This window comes from Streptomyces sp. NPDC055243, assembly GCF_044544025.1.
Lineage (GTDB): Bacteria > Actinomycetota > Actinomycetes > Streptomycetales > Streptomycetaceae > Streptomyces.
Genome location: NZ_JBITWR010000002.1, coordinates 566,697 through 589,669, shown reverse-complemented (window position 1 = coordinate 589,669; position 22,973 = coordinate 566,697). Strand labels below are relative to the sequence as shown.

The following is a 22,973-nucleotide window of genomic DNA, read 5'->3' as shown; positions in this document are numbered from 1 at the left end:
CCCGGCCCGGCCTGGGGCCGGGCCGGAACATCCCCGGTGGTCCGTCACGGTCGTGCCCCTGGGGCGGGTTAAGGACCCGTGGACAGCGACCGGCCCAGCCGGTGACAGGTGAAACGATAAATCAGCGACCCTCACGATCACGATCCGCTGAGCGCGGCCACTGTCCGCATAACGCACGGTCCGCACGGCGCGCGGCCCGGACGGCGCACGGACCGGACGGCGCACGGACCGGATGACACGCGGTCCGGATTGTGCGCGCGAGTTCAGCCCCGCAGCGTCTGGGACGGCAGCTCCCCGAACCGGGCGTGGTACTGCTCGGCGAACCTTCCCAGGTGGCTGAATCCCCATCGGTGCGCCACCTCGCTCACGCTCAGCGCGCCGGGCTGCGCCGCCCGCAGCTCGTCGTGCACGCGGGTCAGCCGTACGTCCCGTACGTACGCCATGGGCGACATGCCCACGTAGCGGCGGAAGGCCTCCTGGAGCCAGCGCACCCCGACCCGCGCCTCGACGGCGAGCCCGGCCGGGGTGAACGGATGCTCGGGCCGCTCCTGGACGGCGTCCATCGCCCGCTTCACCGGCGCCGGGCGCAACTTCGCTACCGGAGCCGCCAGTTCGTCACGGAAGGGATGCTCCACGGAGAGCAGCAGCCCGTTCAGGATCGCCTCCTGGAGGGGCGCAGCGACCAGCGGCGACGTGTACAGCGGCGGCCGGCCCGGTGGCGCCCCCGGCTCCTCGCGCAGATCCTCGATGACCGTCGTGACCAGCCGGGCCCAACTGCGGCCCGGACCACGGGCGGTGTCCAGTTCGCGGGCGAGGGCCAGCGGTGCGCGGACGGGCCGGCCAAGAAGCTCCTCCAGGCGCCGGTCGAGCGCCTCGCGGTCCATCTTCACCGCGAGGACGCGGCAGTCGCCGGTCCACCGCTCCACCACCGTGTCGCCGACGGGCTGGAACACCCCGGCCCGCTCCGCCGTCGCGACGGCGGAGCGGCCGCCCTGCCGGAAGCTCATGTGCCCGCCGAGCAGTATGTTCACGTGGTAGGCGCCCAGTTCGCCGAGCCGCATGCGCACGTCGGCGCCGCAGCTGAGTTCGCCGAGGGTGAGCGCGCCGAGCCGTCCGATCTCGAACTCGGCCCTGAAGGCGCTCGGTACGTCGATCACGTCCATGAAGTTGCTGTAGAACGTGGCACCGATCATCTGCCGTGCCTCGTCCACGTCCGCTGTCCTGAAGGACGTCCTCAGCGTCTGCGCACTCACGCGTGACTCACCCGCTCCCCCGACATCCGTCGCGCTCCCCCGCGGCTACACCCGACGCCCCAGCAGACTCAGCAGCCTCGTCTGCTCGTCGGCGTCCTGCGGCGGTTCCACCGCGGGGGCGAAGAGCCCGCTCTTCGTCAAGTCCGCAGCGTACGGCGTGATTTCCCGTACGGAAAAGGCGACCAGATCCTCCGGAAGCGATTCGTCCGCACCGATCGCCCGGGACAGGTCCCAGGCGTGCACGACGAGGTCGGTGATCATCTGCCCGCAGTAGAAGTCCGCGGCGGTCTCGCCGAAGGAGAGCTGGACCGTGCGGTAGAGCGCGCCGGGCTCACCGAAGGCCTCCTGGGCGGCGGCGGCCGCCGTGTCCCAGGAGGTGACCGGGCCGGGGCCCAGCATGTCGCCGTCGAAGGCGTCGCCGACGGATTCGACGGTGGCGCCGTCCCGCAGGAGCGAGGGCACCCAGAGCTGCTCGGCGGTGAGGTGGTTGACGAGGTCGTGCACGGACCAGTCGGTGCACGGTGTGGGCTCGTCCCACTGGTCGGCCCCGACCGCGTGCACGCGGTCGGTGAACAGTTCCAGGGCGGCCGAGTGCCGGGCGAGGAGCAGGTCGCCCGTCCGGTCGGACGCGTCCGCGGTGCCAGTCGTGTCTGCCATACCCGTCATTGTCCTCCTGGCGGCAGGCGGCGCTACCGCTTCCGCTCCACCCGGCGCTCGTCCCACACCGGCTCGGGCGTCTCGCGCACGAGACCGTCGCTGCCGAAGACGAGATAGCGGTCGAAGGAGCGGGCGAACCAGCGGTCGTGCGTCACGGCGAGGACCGTCCCCTCGTACGCCTCAAGCCCCTCCTGGAGCGCCTCGGCCGACTCCAGGTCGAGGTTGTCGGTGGGCTCGTCGAGCAGCAGGGCGGTGGAGCCCTCCAGCTCAAGGAGCAGGATCTGGAAGCGCGCCTGCTGGCCGCCCGAGAGCCGCTCGAAGCGCTGTTCGGCCTGTCCGGTGAGCTCGTAGCGGCGAAGGCGCGACATGGCGGGGCCCTTGGCCTGGGCGTGCTCGCGCCACAGGATGTCCAGGAGCGTGCGGCCGAAGAGCTCCGGGTGGGCGTGGGTCTGCGCGAAGTGGCCCGCCACGACGCGCGCACCGAGCTTCCAGTCGCCGGTGTGCTTGACGTCGCCGCCGGCGAGCAGGCGCAGGAAGTGCGACTTGCCGGAGCCGTTCGAGCCGAGGACGGCCACGCGCTCGCCGTAGAAGACCTCGATGTCGAAGGGCTTCATCAGGCCGGTCAGCTCAAGGCCCTTGCAGGTGATGGCCCGGATGCCGGTGCGCCCGCCGTGCAGCCGCATGGTGATGTCCTGCTCGCGCGGCGGCTCGGGCGGCGGTCCCGCCTCCTCGAACTTGCGCAGGCGGGTCTGCGCGGCTGCGTACCGCGAGGCCAGCTCATGGCTGATCGAGGCGGCCTGCCGCAGGCTGAGCACCAGCTTCTTCAGCTGGGCGTGCTTCTCGTCCCAGCGCCTGCGCAGCTCCTCGAAGCGCGCGAACCGCTCGCGCCGTGCCTCGTGGAAGGTGTCGAAGCCGCCGCCGTGCACCCAGGCGTCGGCGCCCGCGGGCCCCGGCTCGACGCTGACGATCTTCTCGGCGGCGCGGGCGAGGAGCTCGCGGTCGTGCGAGACGAACAGGACGGTCTTGCGCGTCTCCTTGAGCCGCTCCTCGAGCCAGCGCTTTCCGGGGACGTCGAGGTAGTTGTCCGGCTCGTCCAGGAGCAGCACCTCGTCGCCGCCGCGCAGCAGGGCTTCGAGCACGAGACGCTTCTGCTCGCCGCCGGAGAGGGTGCGGACCTCGCGGAACTGCGCCTTGTCGTACGGGATGCCGAGGGCGGCGGTGGTGCACATGTCCCAGAGGGTCTCGGCCTCGTAGCCGTGCGCCTCGGCCCAGTCGGAGAGCGCCTGGGCGTACTGGAGCTGGGCCGCCTCGTCGTCGACGGTCATGATCAGGTGCTCGGCGACGTCCACGGCCTTCGCGGTCTCGCGGATGCGGGGGTTGGACACGGAGACGAGCAGGTCGCGCACGGTCGTCTCGTCGCGCACCGATCCCACGAACTGCGGCATGACGCCGAGGCCGCCGCTGACGGTGACGGTGCCGCCGTGCGGCTGGATCTCGCCCGAGATCAGCCGGAGCAGGGTGGTCTTGCCCGCGCCGTTCGCCCCGACGAGGGCGACGATGGCGCCCTCTCCGACGCGGAAGGAGACATCGCCGAGCAGGGCTCGGCCGTCCGGCAGGTAGTACTCGATGTGCGCGGCCTCTAGATGTCCCATGCGGGGATTGTCTGTGGGGGGCACCGGTTGTCGCAAATGCGTTTCGTCTCCCGGCCGGGGTACCCGCGCCCCATGCCTCTGCGAACCCGTCTCATCGCCCTGGACCACCGCACCTTCGACGCCGTCGCCACCCGGCACTGGCCGGGCGGCGACCGCTTCCTGCCCCGGCTGAGCCGCAGCGCGAACCACGGACTGCTGTGGTTCGGGATGGCCGCCGGGATAGCGGCGACCCGTACGCCCCGCGCACGGCGTGCCGCGCTGCGCGGGACCGCGTCGCTCTCGCTGGCCTCCGCCGCCATCAACACCCTCGGCAAGCGCTCGGTGCGCCGGGCCAGGCCGCTGCTCGACGGCGTGCCGCTGATGCGGCAGCTGAAGCGGCAGCCGGTCACCACCTCCTTCCCCTCGGGGCACTCCGCGTCGGCCGCCGCCTTCGCCACCGGGGTCGCGCTGGAGTCGCGGGGCTGGGGCGCCGGTGTCGCGCCGGTCGCGGGCGCCGTCGCGCTGTCCCGCGTCTACACCGGAGTGCACTTTCCCAGCGACGTCCTCGCGGGGGCCGCGCTCGGCGCGGGCGCGGCCTTCGCGGTGCGCGGCATGGTGCCGACCCGGGATCTGCTGCCCCCGCCGGGCAGGCCGCGCGTCGACGCCCCCGCGCTGGCCGGCGGCGAGGGCCTGGTGCTCGTGGTCAACTCCGCCGCCCGCGCCCCTGAGCGTGCTCAGGCGTTACGCGATGCCCTGCCGCTCGCCGAGGTCGTGGAGTGCGAACCGAAGCGGCTGGGCGGGGAGTTGGAGCGGGCCGCCGGGCGGGCGCGGGTGCTCGGGGTGTGCGGCGGGGACGGCAGCGTCAACGCCGCGGTGCCCGTCGCCCTGCGCCACCGGCTGCCGCTCGCGGTACTGCCGGGCGGCACGCTCAACCACTTCGCGTACGACATCGGCGTCGAGGATCCGCGTGATCTGTGCCGTGCCGTCGAGGCGGGCGACGCGGTCGCCGTCGACGTGGGGCGCTTCAGCTCCGGGGGCGGCCTCCAGGGGTACTTCCTCAACACCTTCAGCCTCGGCGTCTACCCCGAGCTGGTGCGGCTGCGCGACCGCTGGGCCCATCGCATCGGCAGCCGGGCCGCGGCCGTCCTCGCCGCCGTCCGGCTGCTGCGCTCCGACCGGCAGCCGCTGAGCGCCGAGTTCCGCGGCAGGCAGCGGGCGTTGTGGCTGCTCTTCGCGGGCAACTGCACCTACCACCGGCTCGGGTTCACCCCCGGGCGCCGGCTCGACCTGGCCGACGGACTGCTCGACGTACGCATCGTGCACGGCGGGCGCAGGCCCGGCACGCGGCTGCTCGCCGCGGCGCTCGCGGGGCCGCTGATGCGCTCGCCCGCGCAGGCCGCGGTGCGGATTCCCCGGCTGCGGGTGGACGCTCTGGAGCCGGGGACCGTGGTGGCGTACGACGGTGAAGTGACCGTCACCGAGGGCGAGTTGCTCGTCGACAAGCTGCCCGAGGCGTTGACCGTCTACCGGCCCCTGCCATCCACCCATTGACCACATGGTGATACGCGGGTCTCATTATGCGACATGGCGGCGTAGCGTTCGATCCACCGCAGTGAGCCGCAGTGAGCGGCAGCGAACGTGAAGGAGTTCCCGTCATGCCGGAGGAGACCGCCGTCTACACGCACGGACACCACGAGTCCGTGCTGCGCTCCCACACCTGGCGGACCGCCGCCAACTCGGCCGCCTACCTCATCGGTTCGATCAAGCCGCACATGCGCATCCTGGACATCGGCTGCGGTCCGGGCACCATCACCGCCGACCTGGCCGCGCTCGTCCCCGACGGCCGCGTCACGGGCGTCGACCACGCGCCCGGCATCCTGGACCGCGCCCGTGCGACGGCCTCCGAACGGGGCCTGGAGAACGTGGAGTTCGCCGTCGCCGACGTGCACGCCCTGGACTACCCGGACGACTCGTTCTGCGTCGTCCACGCCCATCAGGTGCTCCAGCACGTCGGCGACCCGGTGCGCGCCCTGAGCGAGATGCGGCGCGTCTGTGCGCCGGGCGGCATCGTGGCCGCCCGCGACGCGGACTACGCGGCGATGACCTGGTACCCGAACTCCCCCGTCATGGACGACTGGCTCGACCTGTACCGCCGTGTGGCCCGTGCCAACGGGGGTGAGCCGGACGCGGGGCGCCGCCTCAGGTCCTGGGCCCTGGAGGCCGGCTTCGAGGACGTCACCGCGAGCGCGAGCACCTGGTGCTACAGCTCGGCACCGGAGCGCGCCTGGTGGAGCGGCCTCTGGGCGGACCGCACGGTCGCCTCCGCCTACGCCGGGCGCGCCGTCGAGGGCGGGCACGCCGACGCCGGTGAACTGCGCGCCGTCGCCGACGCGTGGCGGGAGTGGGGTGCGCGGGACGACGGCTGGTTCGCCGTCCTGCACGGAGAGGTCCTCTGCCGGAAGTGACGCGTGGCGTCCGCCGCAACGCGTGGCATCGCACACAGGTTCCTGATTCCCCGCGTAGACCAGCGGGTTGGGGATACTCGGGGCAGCAGGAGGTAAGACATCATGGTTCCTATTCTGCTCGTCCTTCTGCTTGCCCTGCTTCTCTTCGGCGCGGGGTTCGCCGTGAAGATCCTCTGGTGGATCGCCATCGCCGTGCTCGTCATCTGGCTGGTCGGCTTCCTGATGCGCAGCACCACGGCCTCCGGGACGCGGTCCCGCTGGTACAGGTGGTAGCCGCCACCGGTGGCAGCCGTACTCGGAACCCTGAACGTCCCTGACCGCATCGAGCCCGCGGGCCTCAGCCCGCGGGCTCGACCGGGCCCGGGTCCACGAAGCTGTACGGCGGCAGCGGGCCGCGCACCCGCAGGTCCAAGTGCGGCTGGTCCGCGCGGAGTTCGGCGACCGCGGACAGGAAGCCGACGGCCGCGTCGCGGTGCACGAGGAAGGAGAGGTCGGCCAGCCAGCCCGTCTCCCGGGGCCCCGCACAGACCGCTTCGGTGGTCGGTTCCAGCGCGCGCCACACATGGTCGGCGTCGCTCGCCTCCCGTGCCCGCACGGTCGCGGCGACCTTCTCGCCCAGCCGCAGCTTCTGTTCCTGACTGCCGCCCCCGGCAAGCTGGTTGACCTCGACCATGGCCCGCAGTTCGGGATTCTCGGCGAGGACCTGGTGCAGGACGGCGCGTTCGTTGTGGGAGACCTTCACGTTGTACTCGACCCTGCTCTCCAGCGCGCGCAGCCGCTCCGCGTAGTGGTCGGCCCGTTCCGCCAGGACGGCCAGGACCGCCTCGTCGTCGGGCGCGAGGCTGCCGAAGCGCATCGGGAGCACGGCGCCCCGTGTACCCGCCTCCGACAGGACGTTCTGGTGCGCGACCAGGTCGCGCTCCTTGGGCTTCAGGTCTCCGGGAGCGTCGCTGACCAGTGCGGCGAGCCGCCCGCGCCGCACGATCCGGACGGGGCGGGGAGGTTCACCGATGCCGTCCATGCCGCTGACGCCGTTCCCGTTGCCGCCGTTCCCGTTGCCGCCGTTGTCGCCGCCGTTGAGGTCTCTCACGCCGTCCGGCAGGCTCGGATGCGGGCTCCCGACGATGCCGTAGATGTACGTGCTCACTGCTCCCTCTCCTCACCTCTCACATCGCGCGGAGTCCGGGTGACCCCGCGCTCCATGGCCAAACCTCAGCCGCGCAGCGCGCGCAGCTTGCGGCGGGCCGGGCCCAGGGCGCGCCCCGAGCGCAGCAGGCCCGCCCACGGGTCGGTGCGGGCCTGCTCGGCGGCGTCCGCGATGGTCCAGCGGCGGGCGCCCAGCGCGGGATCGTCGATGGCGTCCCAGGCGACGGGCACGGCCACCGGGGCGCCGGGCCTCGCGCGGACCGAGAAGGGAGCGACGGCGGTCTGCGCGTACGCGTTGCGCTGCACGTCGAGGTAGAGGCGGTCGCCGCGGTCCTTCTTGCGGGCGGCCGTGGTGAGCTGCTCGGGGTGGGCCCGGGCGAGGGTCTCGGTGACGTCCTTGGCGAAGGCGCGTACGTCGTCGAAGTCGTGGCGGCCGTTGAGGGGCACGATGACGTGCAGTCCGCGCGAGCCCGTGGTCATCAGGGCGGACGGCAGCCCGACGTGGTCGAGCAGTTCGCCCAGGAGGCGCGCCGCGTCGCGCACGGGGCCGAAGTCGTCCTTGGCCGGGTCGAGGTCGAAGACGAGCCGGTCGGGATGGGTGACGCCGCCGATGCCGCCGACGCGGGACGTCCAGCGGTGCAGCGTGAGACAGGCCTGGTCGGCGAGGTAGAGGAGCGTGGCGGTGTCGTCGCACACGGTGTGCGTGACGGTGCCGCCCTCCTTGGCCACCTCGGCGCGGGTGATCCAGTCCGGGTAGTGGTCGGGGGTGTCCTTCTGCATGAAGCGGGGCCCGTCGAGGCCGTCCGGGTGCCGCTCCAGCATCAGGGGGCGGCCGCGCAGGTGGGGCAGCATGAACGGGGCGACGGACCGGTAGTAGTCGGCGAGGTCGCCTTTCGTGTAGCCCGCTTTGCCGCTCCCCTCCGTGCCGCCGTCACCGCCGTCGCCGCCTCCACCGCCGGGCGGGAAGAGGACCTTGTCGGGCCGGTGCAGCTGGACGGTGCGGCGGCCCGCCCGCAGGGTTCGTGCGCTGGTCATAGGGGGTTCCTTTCATGTCGCGTAGGGGTGTTGACAACACCTGAAGAGGGGGGACGGCGGGCGTGCCGCGGTCCGCGCGCACCGGAAGGATTCAGGGAGACGGTTCAGGGTGGACCCCAGTGAGCGAGGCGCGCCATGGCGAACGGAACGCAGAGAAGTCCCCGGCACCCGGAGCCCCCGGCCCTGCCGAGGAGCCGACAGCCCCTCCCCCGCCCGTCCTGGCCGCGTTCGCGCTCTGGATCACCGCGGTCGTGGCGGGCTTCTTCGAGACCGTGCTCATGGTCGGCGGGCTGATGGCGGACGGCGACACGTCCGCCGGGGAGATCGCGGGCGGCCTGCTGCTGCGGATGGCCGTCTTCTCGGCGGCCGTCCTGGTCGCCGTCCAGCTGCGCCGGGGCAGGAACTGGGCCCGCCTGACACTCGCCGTGGGGCTCGGGGTCCTCGGCACGCTGTCCCTGGTGGTCGAGCCCGTCCGGTGGCTGGCCGACCACCCGCTCGGGGACGCCTTCCGGGATCTGGGGGCGGTGGACGTCCTGTTCGGCGCGAGCCGCGTCCTGCATCTGAGCGCGGTGCTCGCGGCGACGGCCTTGATGTTCCGGCCCACGGCCAACGCCTGGTTCAGGGCGCGGTCCGCGGAACGCGCGCGGCACTGACCGGCCTCACCGCACGACCGCCTGCTCCACGAGCAGCCGCGCCGCCGCCGCGATGGACTCGGCGTCGATGCCCGCCGCGTGCAGCTGCTCGGCAGGGGTCGCCGAGCCCGGCATCGTGTTCACCGCGAGCCGCACCAGGCGCGGCACCGGGCCTCCGTCGCCGAAGGCCTCGAAGACGGCGTCGCCGATGCCGCCCTCCGGGCGGTGGTCCTCGACGGTGAGCAGACATCCGGTGCGGGCGGCGGCCTCGCGCAGGGTGGCCCGGTCGACGGGCTTGACCGAGTACAGGTCGATGACCCGCGCCTGGATGCCCTCGCGGTCCAGGAAGTCGGCCGCGGTCAGCGCCTCGTGGACGGTCACGCCCGCCGCGACCAGCGTGAGCCGGTCGGCGTCGGAGGAGCGCAGGACCTTGGAGCCGCCGACGGGGAACTCCTCCCCGGGGCCGTAGATGACGGGCGTGTCCCCCCGCGACGTACGCAGGTACCGCACGCCGTCCAGGCCCGCCATCTGCGCGACGAGCTTGCCCGTCTGGTTGCCGTCGCACGGATACAGGACCGTCGAGCCGTGCACGGCGCGGAACATCGCCAGGTCTTCGAGGCCCATCTGGGACGGGCCGTCCTGGCCGATGGAGACGCCCGCGTGGGAGCCGACCAGGTTGATGCCGGCGCCGCTGATCGACGCCATCCGGATGAAGTCGTGGGCGCGGGTGAAGAAGGCGGCGAACGTCGACGCGTACGGGACCCAGCCGCGGGCCGCCAGCCCCACGGCGGCGGCGACGAGTTGCTGCTCGGCGATGTAGCACTCGAAGTACCGGTCGGGGTGTTCCTTGGCGAAGTACTCGGCCCGGGTGGAGTCGCCGACCTCGCCGTCGAGGGCCACGATGTCGCCGCGCGCGGTGCCGAGCGCGGCGAGCGCCTGGCCGAAGGCGGTGCGGGTGGCGACGGAGTCGCCCACCTCGTGGCGCGGCAGCTCCAGATGGCCGCTGCGCGTGGCGTGCAGCGCCCGTGCGGCGGCGGGCTTGCGCACCTCGACCCGCACGTCCTGTACGCCGCCCAGCTCCGCGACGGCCGCTGCCGCCTCCGGCAGCGGCTTGCCGTGCAGACCCTCGCGGTCCTCGGCGGAGGCGACGCCCTTGCCCTTGACGGTGCGGGCGAGGATCGCCGTGGGCTGCCGGGTGGTGGAGCGGGCCTCCTGGAAGGCGAGGTCGACGTCGTCCAGGTCGTGGCCGTCGACCTCGACGACGTGCCAGCCGAAGGCGGTCAGGCGGCGGGCGTAGGCGTCGAGGTCCCACGCGTGACGGGTGGGGCCCCGCTGCCCGAGGCGGTTGACGTCGATGATGGCCGTCAGGTTGTCCAGGTGTTCGTACCCGGCGTGCTCGACGGCCTCCCACACCGAGCCCTCCGCGAGCTCGCTGTCGCCGCACAGCACCCAGACCCGGTAGGGAATCCGGTCGAGCCGCTTGCCCGAGAGCGCCATGCCGACGCCGACGGGAAGGCCCTGCCCGAGCGAGCCGGTGGCGGTCTCGACCCACGGAATGCGGCGCGGTGTCGGATGCCCTTCGAGGCGGCTGCCCTGGGTGCGGAAGGTGAGGAGCTCGCTGTCGGTGACCACGCCCGCCGCCTTGTACGCCGCGTACAGAAGGGGCGAAGCGTGGCCCTTGGAGAGGATGAAGCGGTCGTTGCCCGGATGGTCTGGCCGGTCGAAGTCGTAGTGCAGATGACGTCCCAGGAGCACCGCCATCAGGTCGGCGGCGGACATCGACGAGGTGGGGTGGCCCGATCCCGCGGCGTCCGCGGCCCGGACGGAGTCGACCCGCAACTGCCGTGCGAGCGGGGCGAGTTCACTGGTGGTCATGGCGGGTCCTCCTTGAGTGGGGGGCTTTCCGTTCCGGCGGTCCGCCGGTCGCATCGGCCGTCGGTCCGCGGGTCGCGTCGGCCGCCGGTTCCTGGCGCGCGCGACCTCCCGGCGGCACGGGCACGCGGGACCTGTCGGTTGCCCAGGCGGCCCGCCGCCAAACTCCGCCGGACCCGGGGCCCGGACGTGCCCGTGCGCCGTTTGCCCGGCGGGCTTCGGGTTACCCGTACGAGGCGCCGCCGCAGGTGCCGGGGCGCGAGCCGATACCGCGCCTCCCCGCGGCCCCCACCCCCGCACGTGATCCAGGACGGTCCCGATGAAGGACGCAGTGCCCATCGAAAGCCCCGCCATGTCCGCCTACCTGGTGCCCGCGGACGCCCCGGAGGCGGACGGCACCTTCGCCTGGGAGAGCACGACCATCGTGATCGTCGAGGTGACCGCGGGCGACGCGACGGGCACGGGCTGGACCTACGCCCCCGCCTCCACCGTCGCCCTGATCGCCGAGCAGCTCGCCCCTGCCGTCACGGGCCTCGACGCGCTCGACATCCCCGCGGCGCACGCGGCGATGACGAAGGCCGTCCGCAACACCGGCCGCCCCGGCGCCGCTTCGTGCGCCGTCTCGGCGATCGACATCGCCCTGTGGGACCTGAAGGCACGCCTCCTGGAGATGCCGCTCGTCCGCCTCCTCGGCGCGGCCCGCGACGAGGTCCCCGTCTACGGCAGCGGGGGCTTCACGACGTACCACGACACGCATCTGGCGGCCCAGTTGAACGGCTGGGTGCACGGCCAGGGCATACCCCGCGTCAAGATCAAGGTCGGCGAGGCGTGGGGGCGCGCGGCGGCCCGGGACGTGCTGCGGGTGCGCACGGCGCGTGATGTCATCGGCTCGCAGGCCGAGTTGTACGTCGACGCGAGCGGCGCCTACACCCGCAAGCAGGCGATCCGGGTGGGCCGGGTGCTCGCCGAGCACGGCGTCGGCTGGTTCGAGGAACCGGTGCCGTCGGACGACCTGCGGGGGCTCGCGCTGGTGCGGGACGCGCTGGTCTGCGACGTGACGGCCGGGGCGTACGGCTACGACCTCTCCTACTTCGCGCGGATGGTGCCCTCCGTGGACTGCCTGCAGCTGGACGCGACGCGCTGCGGCGGACTGACCGAGTGGCTGCGCGCGGCGGCCCTGGCGCAGGCGCACGGCATCGAGGTCTCGGCACGCTGCGCCCCGCACGCGCATGCGGCGGTCGCCGCGTGCGTACCGAATCTGCGGCACATCGAGTGGTTCCACGACCACGTGCGGATCGAGTCGATGTTCTTCGACGGCGCCCTCGACCCGACGGGCGGCTTCGTGCGCCCCGACGGCGGCGTCGGCCACGGCCTGGAGCTGCGGCGCACGGAGGAAGTCGAGGAATATCGGGTCGCATAAGGGCCCGCCGCCCTGCCACGCTCGCCTCATGCGGAAGACGGAGGCACTGCTCATCGGGGGCCGTTCCGGGGCCGGCAAGTCCTCGGTGGGGTGGGAGGTCGCGGCGCTGCTGCGGGCGGCGGACGTGGGACACGCGTACATCGAGGGCGACACCCTGGACGCGGTCCACCCGGCACCGGACGGCGATCCCGACCGCTCCCGGATCACCGAGCGCAACCTCGCGGCGCTCTGGGCGAACTACACGGACCTGGGCTGCCACCGCGTCGTCTACACGAACACGGCGAGCGTCCTGGGCAGCCAGGAGCGGCTGTTCGCCGGCGCGCTGCGCGGCCCGCGCATCGTCCGCGTCTTGCTCACGGCGTCGGACGCCACCGTCGAGGAGCGTCTCACGCGCCGCGAGCTGGGCTCGGAGCTCCAACAGCAGCTGCGCCGCAGCGCGTACATGGCCCGCCGCCTGGAGGAGCAAGCGGCCGACGGCACCCATCGCGTGGCGACGGACGGGCGGCGGATCGGGGACATCGCGGCCGATGTGGTGGCCGCCACGGGGTGGAACCCCCGGAAGTCGCCGGAAACGATCTCACGTCCGGGCCGGGCCAACTAGGCTCGCCCGTATGGAGATCCTGGGAACCACGCTGCGTATCTGCGTCGAGGACCTGGAGTCCTCGGTCGCCTTCTACGAACGCCTCGCGGGCGGCCCCGCGCAGCGCTTCGAGCGTGCGGGCGTGTCGGTCGCCGCGGTCGGCTGCTTCCTGCTGATGAGCGGTCCCGAGCGGGAGCTGGAGATCCTCCGCAAGGTCTCCGCGACGATCGCGGTGGAGAACGTCGACGAGGCGTACGCCGTCCTGAACGCGTCCGGCGCCCATGTCGTCGCCGGTCCCGTCGCGACCCCGGCGGGCCGCAACCTCATCGCGATGCACCCGGACGGCTCGGTCTTCGAGTACGTGGACCGGCGCGTCGCGACCTGACCGCCCCGGCAGGGGCGCCCCGTATCCTCCACGGCAGGCAGGGTGATCGGAGGACGGTGCACGTGGCGGGCAGTACGGCGGACGGATCGGCGGGCGGCACGGCGGGCGGCACGGAGCGGGTGTCGCTGAGCGCCCAGGCGCGCGAGGCGGTCCGGCAGCGCATCGTGGACCGCCGCTATCCGCTGGGCGCGCGCCTGGTGGAGCGCGAGGTCGCCGAGGAGCTGCGGATGTCGCGGGTCCCCGTGCGCGAGGCGATGCGCGCGCTGGTCGCCGAGGGCCTGCTCGAACTCCTGCCGCACAGCGGGGTGCGGGTGCGCCGCCTGGAGCGTGCCGACGTACGCCATCTGTACGAGGTGTGGGAGCCGCTCGCGGTCCAGGCATCCCGGCTCTCCGCGCGCCGGGTGGCGGCGAGCGCGCCGGACGAGCCGCCGGGTCTCGCCGCGCTGCGGGCCACGCTCGGCCAGGCCGAGCAGGCGTCCGACGTGGACGACGGGCCGCGCGAGGTCGCCGCGCACACGGCGTTCCACGAGGGCATCGTGACCCTCTCCGGCAATCCGCTGCTGGCCCGCACGATGGAGCAGCTGAGCTGGCAGCTCCAGCTCCTGTTCGGCATGCGCGCCGAGCCGGACCACATGCGGGCCCAGCACGACCTCATCTACCGCCAGATCGCGGCGGGCGACGAGGAGACCGCGGCGGCGAGCACGCTGCTGCACGTGCGGGACAGCCAGGTGGTGGCGCTGCGGTCGCTCTTCGAGGAGAGCGGGGGCGGGAGCGCCGCCGCAGAGAGCGACGTCTGAGGGCGAAAGCCCTGCCGACGGACTCTGTATACCAATAGCCTCCATGACTGCCACAGCTCTGTTCATCACCCTGCACATAACAGCCCATTCCCGCACCCCTCCTTGCGGGCCATTCCAGGTTGGTATACAAACTGCGGACGCGACCCCTCCGTATCCCGCCCTGGAGCAGCCCCATGTGCGTCGAGTCCATCCCTCCGCCCTCCTCCCGGCTCACCCGGCGTGGCGTCCTCGCGGGCGCGGCGGCACTCGCCGGAACCACGGCGGTGCTGTCCGCCTCCGCTCCCGAGGCGAGCGCCACCGCACGCGAAGCCGCCCTCGAAGGCGCCCGCGAGGGCCGGCAGACCGGCGGTGATCTGGTCATCGAGGGCGGCACCCTCCTGGACCCCGCGACCGGCGAGGTGACCGAGGACGCGGTGGTCGTCATCGTGGACGGCGTCGTGCGCTCGGCGGGCAGGCGCGGGCGGACCGAGGTGCCCGAAGGGGCCGAGGTGCTCGACGCGCACGGGCGCTGGGTCCTGCCGGGCCTCGTCGAGGCGCACATCCACCTCAACACGGCGGCCGAGGCGCGCGACGCGGTGCTGCTCGGCGCGACCAGCGCCCGCAGCGGCTCGACCAACTTCTACCAGGACATCGCCGTACGGGAGCTGGCCCGCCAGGCCCCGAAGCAGGCGCCCCGGCTGCGTGCCGCCGGAGTCTTCGTCACGCCCGACCTGGGCGACACGATCCTGGCCGACCCGGATCTGACCCCGCTGGCCAGGCTGCGTGACGGCGTGCGGTCGCCCGAGGCGCTGCGCCGCGTCGTCGAGGTCAACCTCGCCCGTGGCGCCGACGTCATCAAGACCCGGGTCAACGAGCGGGCGGGGCTTCCCGAGCAGGACCCGCTGGCCCAGGTGTACGACCGCGAGCAGCTCTCCGCCGTGGTCGCGGCGGCCCGGCGCGGCGGCAAGGGCGTGCTCTGCCACAGCTACAGCGAGAAGGGCTGCCACGACGCCGTCATGGCGGGCATCCGCTCGCTGGAGCACGGCGCGTTCGTCGGCGAGCGCACGCTGCACGAGATGCGGCGCAGGGGCACGTACTTCACGCCGACGCTCACCGCGATCGCCGGTCTCGCCGAGTCGTCGGACCCGGTGCTCGCCGAGCGCGGCCGTCAGTACCTGCCGGTCCTGAAGCGGGCCGTGCTCGCCGCGCACGAGATGGGCGTGCCGCTCGCGGCGGGCACGGACTCCTCCGGCGGCAAGATCAAGCCGATCGGCCGCGAGGTGGAGCTGATGCGGGCGGCGGGGCTCTCCGCGCTCGACGCGATCCGCACGGCCACCACCGGCGCCGCGAAGCTGCTCGGCCTCGACCGGACGGCGGGCCGCCTCGCGCGCGGCTTCGCCGGTGACGTGCTCATCGTGGACGGCGACCCGCTGTCCGACGTGACGGTCCTCAAGAAGCCCGTACGCGTGGTCCGTTCGGGCATCGCGCTCTGAACCCCACCTCAGCCCCGGAATCCCCGACATCCGCGGAATCCCCGGAATCCCCGAAGGAGACCTCTGTGACGCCTCTCTCCCGTCGCGGCGTGCTCGGCGCCGCCGCAGCGTTCGCCGGTACCGGAGCCGCCGTGTCGGCCGGCTCCCCGGCCACCGCGTCGTCCCGTGGCGGCGGCCACCGCCCCGAGGCCGTGGTGTTCCGCGACGTCCGGCCCTTCGGGGCGAAGAAGCCCGTGGACCTCACGGTGGTCGACGGCCGCATCACGGACGGCAAGGCACCCAGGGGCGCCAAGGTGATCGACGGCGGTGGCCGGGTCGCCCTGCCCTCGCTCGTGGACGCCCACATCCACCCGGACAAGACGACGTGGGGCGGCTCCTGGGTGACGCGGAAGCCGGCGAGCGGCATCGCCGACTACTGCGCCCAGGACGTGGAGCTGTTCAAGAGCCAGGACCGGCCGGTCGGCGAGCGCGCGTACGGCCTGATGGCGCACGCCGTGACCCGCGGCACGCGCGCGATGCGCGCCCATGTGGACGTGGCGCCCGCCTACGACCTGGCGGGCGTCGAGGGCGTGAACACGGCCCGCGAGCGGCTGCGGCACGCCCTCGACGTGCAGATCGTGGCCTTCCCGCAGCACGGCGTGATCCGGACCCCCGGCACGGCGGAGCTCCTGGAGGAGGCGGCCCGCTCCGGCGCCATCGACCTGATCGGCGGCATCGACCCGATCAGCTTCGACCACGCGATGGACGAGCAACTGGACCTGGTCTTCGGCCTCGCGGACCGGCACGGGGTCGGCGTGGACATCCACCTGCACGACCGCGACGAGAAGGGTACGAAGGTCCTGCGGGCCATCATCGACCGCACCCGCGCACTGTCCCTGCGCGGCAAGGTCACGGTCAGCCACGTCTTCTGCCTGCCGAACCTGTCCGACACCGAACTGGGCAGGATGGCGGCCGACTTGGGCGAGCAGGACATCTCCCTGACGACGGTCGCGCCGAACGAGTCGCTGGTCCTGCCGATCGCGAAGCTGCGCGAGCACGGGGTGCGGGTCGGGCTCGGCTCGGACGGGGTGCGCGACGCGTGGAGCCCGTTCGGCAACGCCGACATGCTGCACCGCGCGCACATCCTGGGCTGGGTCACCGACGTCCGCCTCGACGACGAACTGACCGACTGCTACGACGTGGGCGCGCACGGCGGCGCCGACGTGCTGGGCCTTGACCACGCGGACCTGAAGCCCGGCGCACCCGCCGACTTCATCCTCGTACGCGGCGAGTGCCTGCCGCAGGTCCTGGTGGACATGCCGCAGCGGGACATGGTGGTACACGGCGGCCGCGTCGTGGCCAGGAACGGCGAGTTGGCGTAACCGGCCCCCTGGAGGGGGCGACTGCCCTCGCCCCCTCCAGGCTCCCCGGGACCCTCACTCCTCCGAAGCCGCCCGCATCCGGTAGTCGTACCGGGCGGGCAGCTTTTCGTCGGTCACCGCGTGCCACAGCTCGCCGAGCACCTCGGCGCCCTCGCGCAGGTCGGCGACCTCGAAGCCCTCGTCGAATATCGCCCGCGCCGCCGCCTTCTTGCCCTCGGCGACGAGCAGTTGGATCTCGACGAGGCGGAAGCGGCCCTCCGCCCGCGTGGACTCCTGCAGGCGGTCCCACACGCCGCGCGCCACCGCGGGACGGCCGGCAGCGAGCAGCACGCCGATCGCCTCCCTGCCGAGGGCGGCACTCGCGGCGGTCCACAGGACGCCGTCGTCGCGGCGCTCCTGGCACAGGTCGTCGAAGGCTTCCGCGTACCGGTCGGCGGCGCGCTCGATGTGGCCCGAATCCTGGTCGGCGACCGCCAGGCACCGCAGCAACGGCCAGCGCGATGGGGCGAGTTGGAGGCCGCGCTCCCAGCTGCGCACCGCCTGCGCGCGGTCGCCCGCGTGCCACTGGGCCACGCCCAGGTGGTACTCGGCGACCGGCCGCGCGGGCGCCGTCTCCAGCATGTCCCGCCAGTGCGGGGCGACCAGGGTCGGCCCCGGCGGCGCCACCCGGCGCGGCTCGGGGACGGCGCCGGAGTGCAACAGCTCCAGCCACGGCTCCTGTTCGGGGCCCAGCGTGGACTCGGCGAACGGCGTGCCCGGCACCTTGTAGTGCGCGCGCAGGACTTCGAGCGCGCCCCACCCGGACCCGGTGGCGAGCACCTCGCCCGGCTCGGTGTCCGCGCACGGCCGCCACGCGTCGTACGCCTCCTCCACCGCACCGCGGGGCAGCGCGTCCGCGAGCCGCGCCCGGGTCTCCTCGCGCGCGGCCCGCCAGTCGGGGCCGTGCACCAGGGCGGGGTCCGCCGACAGCGGGCCGTACGACTCCAGCCAGCTGAACTCGGCCTCGGCGTCCAGCCGTACGTGCTCCAGTTGGGTCCGCGCGAGGCCCGCCTGGATCTCCGCGTACCCGCCGGTGCCCGGCTCGGTCAGCCACTCCTGCCAGCGCCGCCCGCCCGTGCCCGAGCCCCACACGAAGAGCTTGCGGCCGCGCAGCAGGTCGGTCGACGTCTGGACGAGGCCGTGCCCGTCGTCGTCGAGGGCGGCTATCCAGCGGCGCTCCCGGTCCGGCACGTCGTAGAAGTAGTCCGCGGCGTACTCGCTGCGGGGCGGGTAGGTGCGGTCCACGCCGTCGGCCTCCGGCACCGGCACCCGGCGCAGGCCGCCCGCGTACCCGAAGTGCCAGGCCTCGTCGGCCGGCGCGATGACCCTGCGCTCCTGCGGCACCGCGATGTTGGACCACCAGTAGACCGGCACGGCCTTCTCGTGCGGATTGCGGATCCGCACGCCGACATGGAGGAAGTCGGACCCTGCGGGCAGCCACAGGTCCACCTGGAACGGCACGTCCCGCAGCCGCTCCCACTCCCAGAGCCGCAGCATCTCGCCGCCGTCGGGCGCCGTCACCCGCGCGGCGTGCAGCGGCGCGCAGGACAGGGTCGTATGGCCGGTGGCGCCGATGTTCCACTCGATGCCGCCGGAGAACCAGGCGCCGTTCAGGGCGAAGGCGGCGGGCTGCAACACCGGGTTGCGGTAGAGGAGTTCACGGCCGGTGGGCTTGTGGAAGAGGGAGTGGACGCGACCGCCGAACCCCGGCAGGACGGTGGCGCGGAGCCGGTCGTTCTCGATGACCAGGGTGTCCAGCGTCGTGTCGGTCCGCTCGCGTCCGTACCCGTCGAGCACCCGCGTCGGCAGGACGCCGCGCAGCGGCTCGTACCCGAGCTGGCGCGCCATGTCGCGCGGCAGGCCCTGTCTGCCGCGCTCGTCCAGCGTGTGCACTTCACGGAGCGGCCGCAGCGGTGGCAGCGGGTTCTCGGGGCCCAACGGGGCGGCGGGCAGCGTCAGTACGTCACGTCGCACGGTGGTCGTCACGATCACCATGGAACACGGTCGGCGCCGCCGCGACCAGGGGCTATCCACGTCAGGATTGCGCAAAGGCGCGCGGCACGCCTATTCCGGGGCAGTCAGCGCCCACCGTTCGTGGTCGCGCCAGGCCCCGTCGACGAAGAGGAAGTCGGGCGAGTAGCCCTCGTGCCGGAACCCGGCGCGGCGGGCGAGCGCGATCGACGCGGTGTTGCCGGGCTGGACGTTGATCTCCAGGCGGTGCAGCTCCAGTACGTCGAAGGCGTACCGCGTGAGGAGTCCGAGCCCCTCGCTCATCAGGCCCCGGCCCGCCGCGTGCGCGAAGGCCCCGTACCCCAGCGCCCCGCACCGGAAGGCGCCCGCGACGATGTTGTTGATGTTGATGAACCCGGCGATGGCGCCCCCGGCCGCGCGCTCGCAGACCAGGAACCCGGCCTTGGCCCGGTCCTCGATGAGCGAGCCCGCGTACGCGGCGTACGCCTCGTCCGTGGCGGGCGGGAACAGCCAGGGGCGGTGCAGCTCCCGGCTCTCCCGCGCGCGTGCGGTGAACTCGGGACCGTCGGCGTAGGTGAAGGGACGCAGGGCCGCGCGGGGTCCCTCGGCGAGATGAACGGCGCTGTCGGACATCTCGCCACGCTATCCGCTCACCGGGCGGGGCAGCGCTCCGCCTTCTTCACGACGCCGATGGTGACCGGCTGACCGTTCAGCTGCCTGCCCGGGGCCGGGGACTGCGTGCACACCTTCCAGCTGGGCGGCCACAGCACGTTCCGGCGGTGGCCGCTCACGTCGTTCACGTCCACGCGGGTGCGGTGGTCGAGGCCGGAGAAGACCCGGATCAGGCCCTTTCCCCGGAAGTCCGGCATCGGGGGCCCGGCCGCCGCCGCGGCCGTGACGGTCAGGGCGCAGGACGCGACGGCGACACCCGCGACGACGCCCGCGCGCCGCAGCCGGGCCCTCACTTGCGCCGCCGCATGAAGTAGGCCCCGCACAGCGCGCCGATCAGGGCGGTGCACAGCAGCGCCACCCACAGCGGCATGGTCACCTCGGGGATCAGCAGCCTGATCTTGGTGTGGTGGGTGTTCTCGAAGATGAAGACCAGGGTGAGGACGGCGACCACGAAGACGGCGATCCTGCCGGGCGTCATGACGCCACCGCCGCCGCCCGAGCCGCTCCTGGAGCCACCCGAGGAGGTGTTGGGACTCATACGTAGGACCTTCCGTCGGAGCTTCGACCGGCCTCCCCCCGGTGACCAGCATGGGCAGCTGGGCGGGTTTGCGCGCGGTGGATGCCCCTCCGGAGTGGGGGTGTGGGCCGTACGGGTGAGTCCCGGGCTCACGCCAGCGCGGGCACGTCCAGCGTCAGCGTCCCGGCATCCGCGTCCAGTTCGGCCGCCGCCCCGAAGGGAATCGTCAAGGCCCCCTCGCAGTGTCCGAACCCGAACTCCTCGACGATGGGCACCCCGAGGCCGCCGAGCCGCTCGAGGAGGAGAGCTCGCACCATGGCGGGCGGGTCGCAGTCCACCCACGACCCGAGGGCGATCCCGGCGACGCCGTCCAGCCATCCCGACCGCGACAGCTGCGTGAGGATGCGGTCCAGGCGGTAGGCCTCCTCGCCGATGTCCTCGACGCACAGCAGCCCGCCCCGCGCGGACGCCCTCGCTCCCGGTGTCCCGAGCTCCGCCGCCAGGAGACTCACGCACCCGCCGAAGGTGACGCCCCGGGCCCTGCCCGGAACCAGCGCGGATGCCCCCTCCGAGGCGATCACCCGCACCGCCTCCGGCTCGAAGAGCGTCGCGCGCAGGTGCTCCTGGGCCCGCGCGTTCTTCAGGAAGCCGACGACGGCCGCCATCGGCCCGTGCAGGGTGGCGAGCCCAAGGCGGGCGGCGAACGCCTCGTGCAGCGTGGTGATGTCGCTGTAGCCGACGAACACCTTGGGCCCGGCCGCGCGCATCGCCGACCAGTCCAGAAGATCCACCATGCGCGCGGCTCCGTACCCGCCGCGCGCGCAGAACACGGCGGCCACGGAAGGGTCGCACCACGCACGCTCCAGGTCGCGCGCCCGGTCCGCGTCCGCTCCCGCGAGGTAGTCGAACTCCCGGTGCCGGTCCAGGACATGGGGTGCGACGACCGGGTCCAGGTCCCAGCCGCGCAGGATGTCGAGCCCCGCGTCGAGCTGCTCCGGCGGCACAGGACCGCTGGGCGCCACGACGGCGACCCGCGCGCCGGGGGCCAGCCGCGCGGGACGTATCAGGGGATTCACTTGGCGAGCTCCAGGGTGGGCGCGCCGCCGGACAGGTTGAGCCGGAACACCTGGGCGTACAGGGCGAGTTCGGCCTCCAGGGCGCGGATCAGCGTGTCCGCGCGGCGGAATCCGTGCCCCTCTCCCTCGAAGGCGATGTAGGCGTACGGCACGCCGCGCCCCTCCAGCTCGGAGACGAACCGCTCGGCCTGCTCGGGCGGGCAGATCACGTCGTCGAGCCCCTGGAGCAGCAGGAAGGGCACGCTGACCCGGTCGACGTGCTCCGCGGGCGAGCGCTCCACGTACCGCGTCGGCACCTCGTCGAAGGGCCCGATCATCGAGTCCAGGTACCGCGACTCGAAGTCGTGGGTCCCTCCGGCGGCCCACTCCGTGAGGTCGAGGATCGGATAGATGATCGTGCCGCAGGCGTACACGTCCGTCGTGGTCAGCGAGGCGGCCGTGGTCCAGCCGCCCGCGCTGCCGCCGCGGATCGCGAGGCGGGCGCGGTCGGCGGTGCCCTCGTCGGCCAGGGCGAGCGCGACGGCCGCGCAGTCCTCCACGTCGACGATGCCCCACTGCTCGCGCAGGCGGTTGCGGTACGCGCGGCCGTAGCCGGTCGAGCCGCCGTAGTTGACCTCGGCGACGCCGATGCCGCGCGAGGTGAAGTAGGCGATCTCCAGGTCGAGGACGAGCGGGGAGCGGCCGGTGGGGCCGCCGTGCACCCACACCACGTACGGCGGGAGTTCGTCGTCGGGGGCGACGCGGGCCGGGTGGTGCGGAGGGTAGACGTGCGCGTGGATCTCGCGGCCAGCCGGGCCGCTGAAGGTGCGGATGCGCGGCTCGGGGTAGTACGCGGTGTCCACCGGGTCGTCGTGCGCGGCGCCGATCACGCGGGCGCGTCCGGTGCTCGTGTCCAGCTCCACGACCTCGTACGCGCTGCGCGGGCTGGCCGCGACGCCGACGGCGCGGGTGCCGTTGACCGCGACGGTCGCCGACCACTCCGTCCAGGGTCCTGCCGCGTCGACGACCTCGCCGGTCTCCGGGTCGAGCACGCCGAGCGCGGTGGCGCCCTTGCCGTGCACGACGGCGACCAGGCCGCTGTCCAGGGGCGCGAACCAGCCGGAGCCGACCTGCCACAGCGGGCCCGCGAACTCCTCCTGGCGGGGACAGATGGCTGTTCCGGTCCCGCCGTCCGCCGGGTCCGCGCGGTAGAGGTTCCACCATCCGGTCCGGTCGCTCGCGTACAGGAGCCGCCCGTCGGGCGCCCACTCCACCTGCGGAATGGATTCTTCCGGGCCGCCCGCGAGCACCCGCGGCGCACCGAACGTGCCGTCCGCGCGGACCTCGGCGACCAGGAGTTCCGTGCCGTCCCACGGCATCCGGGGGTGGTCCCAGACGATCCACGCCACGCGGGCGCCGTCCGGCGAGAGCCGGGGCGCGGTGATGAACCGGTGCCGGTCGTCGGAGAGTTCACGCACCGCCGCACGGTCGCCGGCCGCCGAGCCGTCCAGCGGCACGGCCACGGCGACCCGCCGCACGTCGGTGGGCGCCTGACCGGTGAACTCCTCCAGGACGCACCACACCTCGCCCCGGTCCAGGTGCACGCACGGGTCGACGTAGCGCAGGCCGCCGCCGATGTCGGAGAGCGGGGTCAGCGGGCGCGGCGCGGCTCCGGGGGTGTCGGGCTCGTACGCGTACAGGCGCTGGTCCGAGAAGTTGGCGAACACCACCAGCGGCCCGTCCGGTCCCTCGGCCCCGGCCCAGGAATGCCCGCCGTACTCCAGGACCCGGCTGCGCACGTTCCACGGCTCGGGCAGCACGGACTCCTCAGCGCCCCCCGGACGCCGCCGCACCAGGGCCCGCCTGCCGCCCTCGGCGGGCCTCGGCTCGGTCCACCACGCCTCGTCCCCGACGAAACCCACGTGGGCCGGTGAGCCGTCGTGGGCGGCGGCGAGCGCCGCGTCGATGGGCGACGGCCATGATCCGTAAGCCTGGGTCTCCATCATGTCCTTC

At 73.4% G+C, this 22,973-nt stretch carries 22 protein-coding genes; 10 read left to right on the top strand and 12 right to left on the bottom strand.

The annotated features are described in order from the left end of the window. Positions 1–263: 263 nt before the first annotated feature. The 3 genes from ACIGXX_RS07505 to ACIGXX_RS07495 are packed head-to-tail and all read right to left on the bottom strand — an operon-like array spanning position 264 to position 3,562. A complete protein-coding gene (locus ACIGXX_RS07505) occupies positions 264–1,253 on the bottom strand; it encodes an AraC family transcriptional regulator (protein ID WP_351159183.1) in 990 nt (329 codons plus the stop codon). A gap of 45 nt (positions 1,254–1,298) precedes the next feature. Then, positions 1,299–1,910, bottom strand: a complete 612-nt coding sequence (locus tag ACIGXX_RS07500; RefSeq protein WP_399973581.1) for a TIGR03086 family metal-binding protein — start codon at positions 1,908–1,910, stop codon at positions 1,299–1,301. Positions 1,911–1,942: 32 nt separating this feature from the next. Then, positions 1,943–3,562 (bottom strand): ATP-binding cassette domain-containing protein, encoded by a 1,620-nt coding sequence (locus ACIGXX_RS07495; RefSeq protein WP_351159178.1) that lies wholly within the window; start codon positions 3,560–3,562, stop codon positions 1,943–1,945. 72 nt (positions 3,563–3,634) lie between these two features. Between ACIGXX_RS07495 and ACIGXX_RS07490 the strand changes: the two genes are divergently transcribed. The 3 genes from ACIGXX_RS07490 (at position 3,635) to ACIGXX_RS07480 (ending at position 6,279) form a co-directional block, all read left to right on the top strand. Further along, entirely contained in the window at positions 3,635–5,092 is a 1,458-nt protein-coding gene (locus ACIGXX_RS07490) for a bifunctional phosphatase PAP2/diacylglycerol kinase family protein (protein WP_383817756.1), read from the top strand. Between the two features lie 104 nt (positions 5,093–5,196). Beyond that, the gene (locus ACIGXX_RS07485; protein ID WP_361461847.1) at positions 5,197–6,006 is read left to right on the top strand and encodes a class I SAM-dependent methyltransferase; all 810 of its coding nucleotides are present in this window, start codon (positions 5,197–5,199) and stop codon (positions 6,004–6,006) included. 102 nt (positions 6,007–6,108) lie between these two features. Then, complete coding sequence (locus ACIGXX_RS07480) at positions 6,109–6,279, top strand: hydrophobic protein (RefSeq protein ID WP_190080846.1); 171 nt, start codon at positions 6,109–6,111, stop codon at positions 6,277–6,279. 64 nt (positions 6,280–6,343) lie between these two features. On the opposite strand, the gene ACIGXX_RS07475 is transcribed toward ACIGXX_RS07480, so the two are convergent. Both ACIGXX_RS07475 and ligD read right to left on the bottom strand, forming a co-directional pair. Further along, positions 6,344–7,153 (bottom strand): GvpL/GvpF family gas vesicle protein, encoded by an 810-nt coding sequence (locus ACIGXX_RS07475; protein ID WP_399973575.1) that lies wholly within the window; start codon positions 7,151–7,153, stop codon positions 6,344–6,346. 65 nt (positions 7,154–7,218) lie between these two features. Then, positions 7,219–8,187: a non-homologous end-joining DNA ligase gene (gene ligD, locus ACIGXX_RS07470; protein WP_399973571.1), complete on the bottom strand. Its 969-nt coding sequence runs from the start codon at positions 8,185–8,187 to the stop codon at positions 7,219–7,221. 119 nt (positions 8,188–8,306) lie between these two features. On the opposite strand from ligD, the gene ACIGXX_RS07465 reads away from it, so the two are divergent. After that, positions 8,307–8,840 carry a hypothetical protein gene (locus ACIGXX_RS07465; RefSeq protein WP_399973568.1) on the top strand — a complete coding sequence of 178 codons (534 nt, stop codon included), beginning with the start codon at positions 8,307–8,309 and terminating at the stop codon, positions 8,838–8,840. A gap of 6 nt (positions 8,841–8,846) precedes the next feature. Here ACIGXX_RS07465 and ACIGXX_RS07460 read toward each other — a convergent pair whose 3' ends face one another. Beyond that, entirely contained in the window at positions 8,847–10,694 is a 1,848-nt protein-coding gene (locus tag ACIGXX_RS07460) for a transketolase (protein WP_351159159.1), read from the bottom strand. Positions 10,695–11,010: 316 nt separating this feature from the next. Between ACIGXX_RS07460 and ACIGXX_RS07455 the strand changes: the two genes are divergently transcribed. The 6 genes from ACIGXX_RS07455 to ACIGXX_RS07430 all read left to right on the top strand — a co-directional run bounded on the left by ACIGXX_RS07455 (position 11,011) and on the right by ACIGXX_RS07430 (position 16,706). After that, positions 11,011–12,111: an enolase C-terminal domain-like protein gene (locus ACIGXX_RS07455; protein ID WP_361461862.1), complete on the top strand. Its 1,101-nt coding sequence runs from the start codon at positions 11,011–11,013 to the stop codon at positions 12,109–12,111. Between the two features lie 28 nt (positions 12,112–12,139). Beyond that, positions 12,140–12,712, top strand: coding sequence for a hypothetical protein (locus tag ACIGXX_RS07450; RefSeq protein WP_399973564.1), 573 nt, complete (start codon positions 12,140–12,142; stop codon positions 12,710–12,712). A gap of 10 nt (positions 12,713–12,722) precedes the next feature. After that, the gene (locus ACIGXX_RS07445) at positions 12,723–13,076 is read left to right on the top strand and encodes a VOC family protein (protein WP_351159150.1); all 354 of its coding nucleotides are present in this window, start codon (positions 12,723–12,725) and stop codon (positions 13,074–13,076) included. 62 nt (positions 13,077–13,138) lie between these two features. Beyond that, the gene (locus tag ACIGXX_RS07440; RefSeq protein ID WP_399973560.1) at positions 13,139–13,873 is read left to right on the top strand and encodes a GntR family transcriptional regulator; all 735 of its coding nucleotides are present in this window, start codon (positions 13,139–13,141) and stop codon (positions 13,871–13,873) included. A gap of 173 nt (positions 13,874–14,046) precedes the next feature. After that, positions 14,047–15,345, top strand: coding sequence for an amidohydrolase family protein (locus ACIGXX_RS07435; protein ID WP_399973557.1), 1,299 nt, complete (start codon positions 14,047–14,049; stop codon positions 15,343–15,345). Between the two features lie 65 nt (positions 15,346–15,410). Beyond that, a complete protein-coding gene (locus ACIGXX_RS07430; protein ID WP_351159141.1) occupies positions 15,411–16,706 on the top strand; it encodes an amidohydrolase family protein in 1,296 nt (431 codons plus the stop codon). Positions 16,707–16,760: 54 nt separating this feature from the next. Here ACIGXX_RS07430 and ACIGXX_RS07425 read toward each other — a convergent pair whose 3' ends face one another. The 6 genes from ACIGXX_RS07425 to ACIGXX_RS07400 all read right to left on the bottom strand — a co-directional run bounded on the left by ACIGXX_RS07425 (position 16,761) and on the right by ACIGXX_RS07400 (position 22,963). Then, a complete protein-coding gene (locus ACIGXX_RS07425) occupies positions 16,761–18,740 on the bottom strand; it encodes a DUF5107 domain-containing protein (RefSeq protein ID WP_399973553.1) in 1,980 nt (659 codons plus the stop codon). Between the two features lie 69 nt (positions 18,741–18,809). Further along, a complete protein-coding gene (locus ACIGXX_RS07420) occupies positions 18,810–19,349 on the bottom strand; it encodes a GNAT family protein (RefSeq protein ID WP_361461871.1) in 540 nt (179 codons plus the stop codon). Positions 19,350–19,366: 17 nt separating this feature from the next. Beyond that, positions 19,367–19,681: a hypothetical protein gene (locus tag ACIGXX_RS07415; RefSeq protein ID WP_351159132.1), complete on the bottom strand. Its 315-nt coding sequence runs from the start codon at positions 19,679–19,681 to the stop codon at positions 19,367–19,369. Continuing rightward, positions 19,678–19,926 (bottom strand): LapA family protein, encoded by a 249-nt coding sequence (locus tag ACIGXX_RS07410; RefSeq protein WP_351159129.1) that lies wholly within the window; start codon positions 19,924–19,926, stop codon positions 19,678–19,680. Before ACIGXX_RS07410 ends, ACIGXX_RS07415 begins: the two co-directional genes overlap by 4 nt. 128 nt (positions 19,927–20,054) lie before the next feature. Further along, complete coding sequence (locus ACIGXX_RS07405; RefSeq protein ID WP_399973548.1) at positions 20,055–20,981, bottom strand: LD-carboxypeptidase; 927 nt, start codon at positions 20,979–20,981, stop codon at positions 20,055–20,057. After that, positions 20,978–22,963, bottom strand: a complete 1,986-nt coding sequence (locus ACIGXX_RS07400; protein WP_399974355.1) for an LpqB family beta-propeller domain-containing protein — start codon at positions 22,961–22,963, stop codon at positions 20,978–20,980. Before ACIGXX_RS07400 ends, ACIGXX_RS07405 begins: the two co-directional genes overlap by 4 nt. Positions 22,964–22,973: the final 10 nt, after the last annotated feature.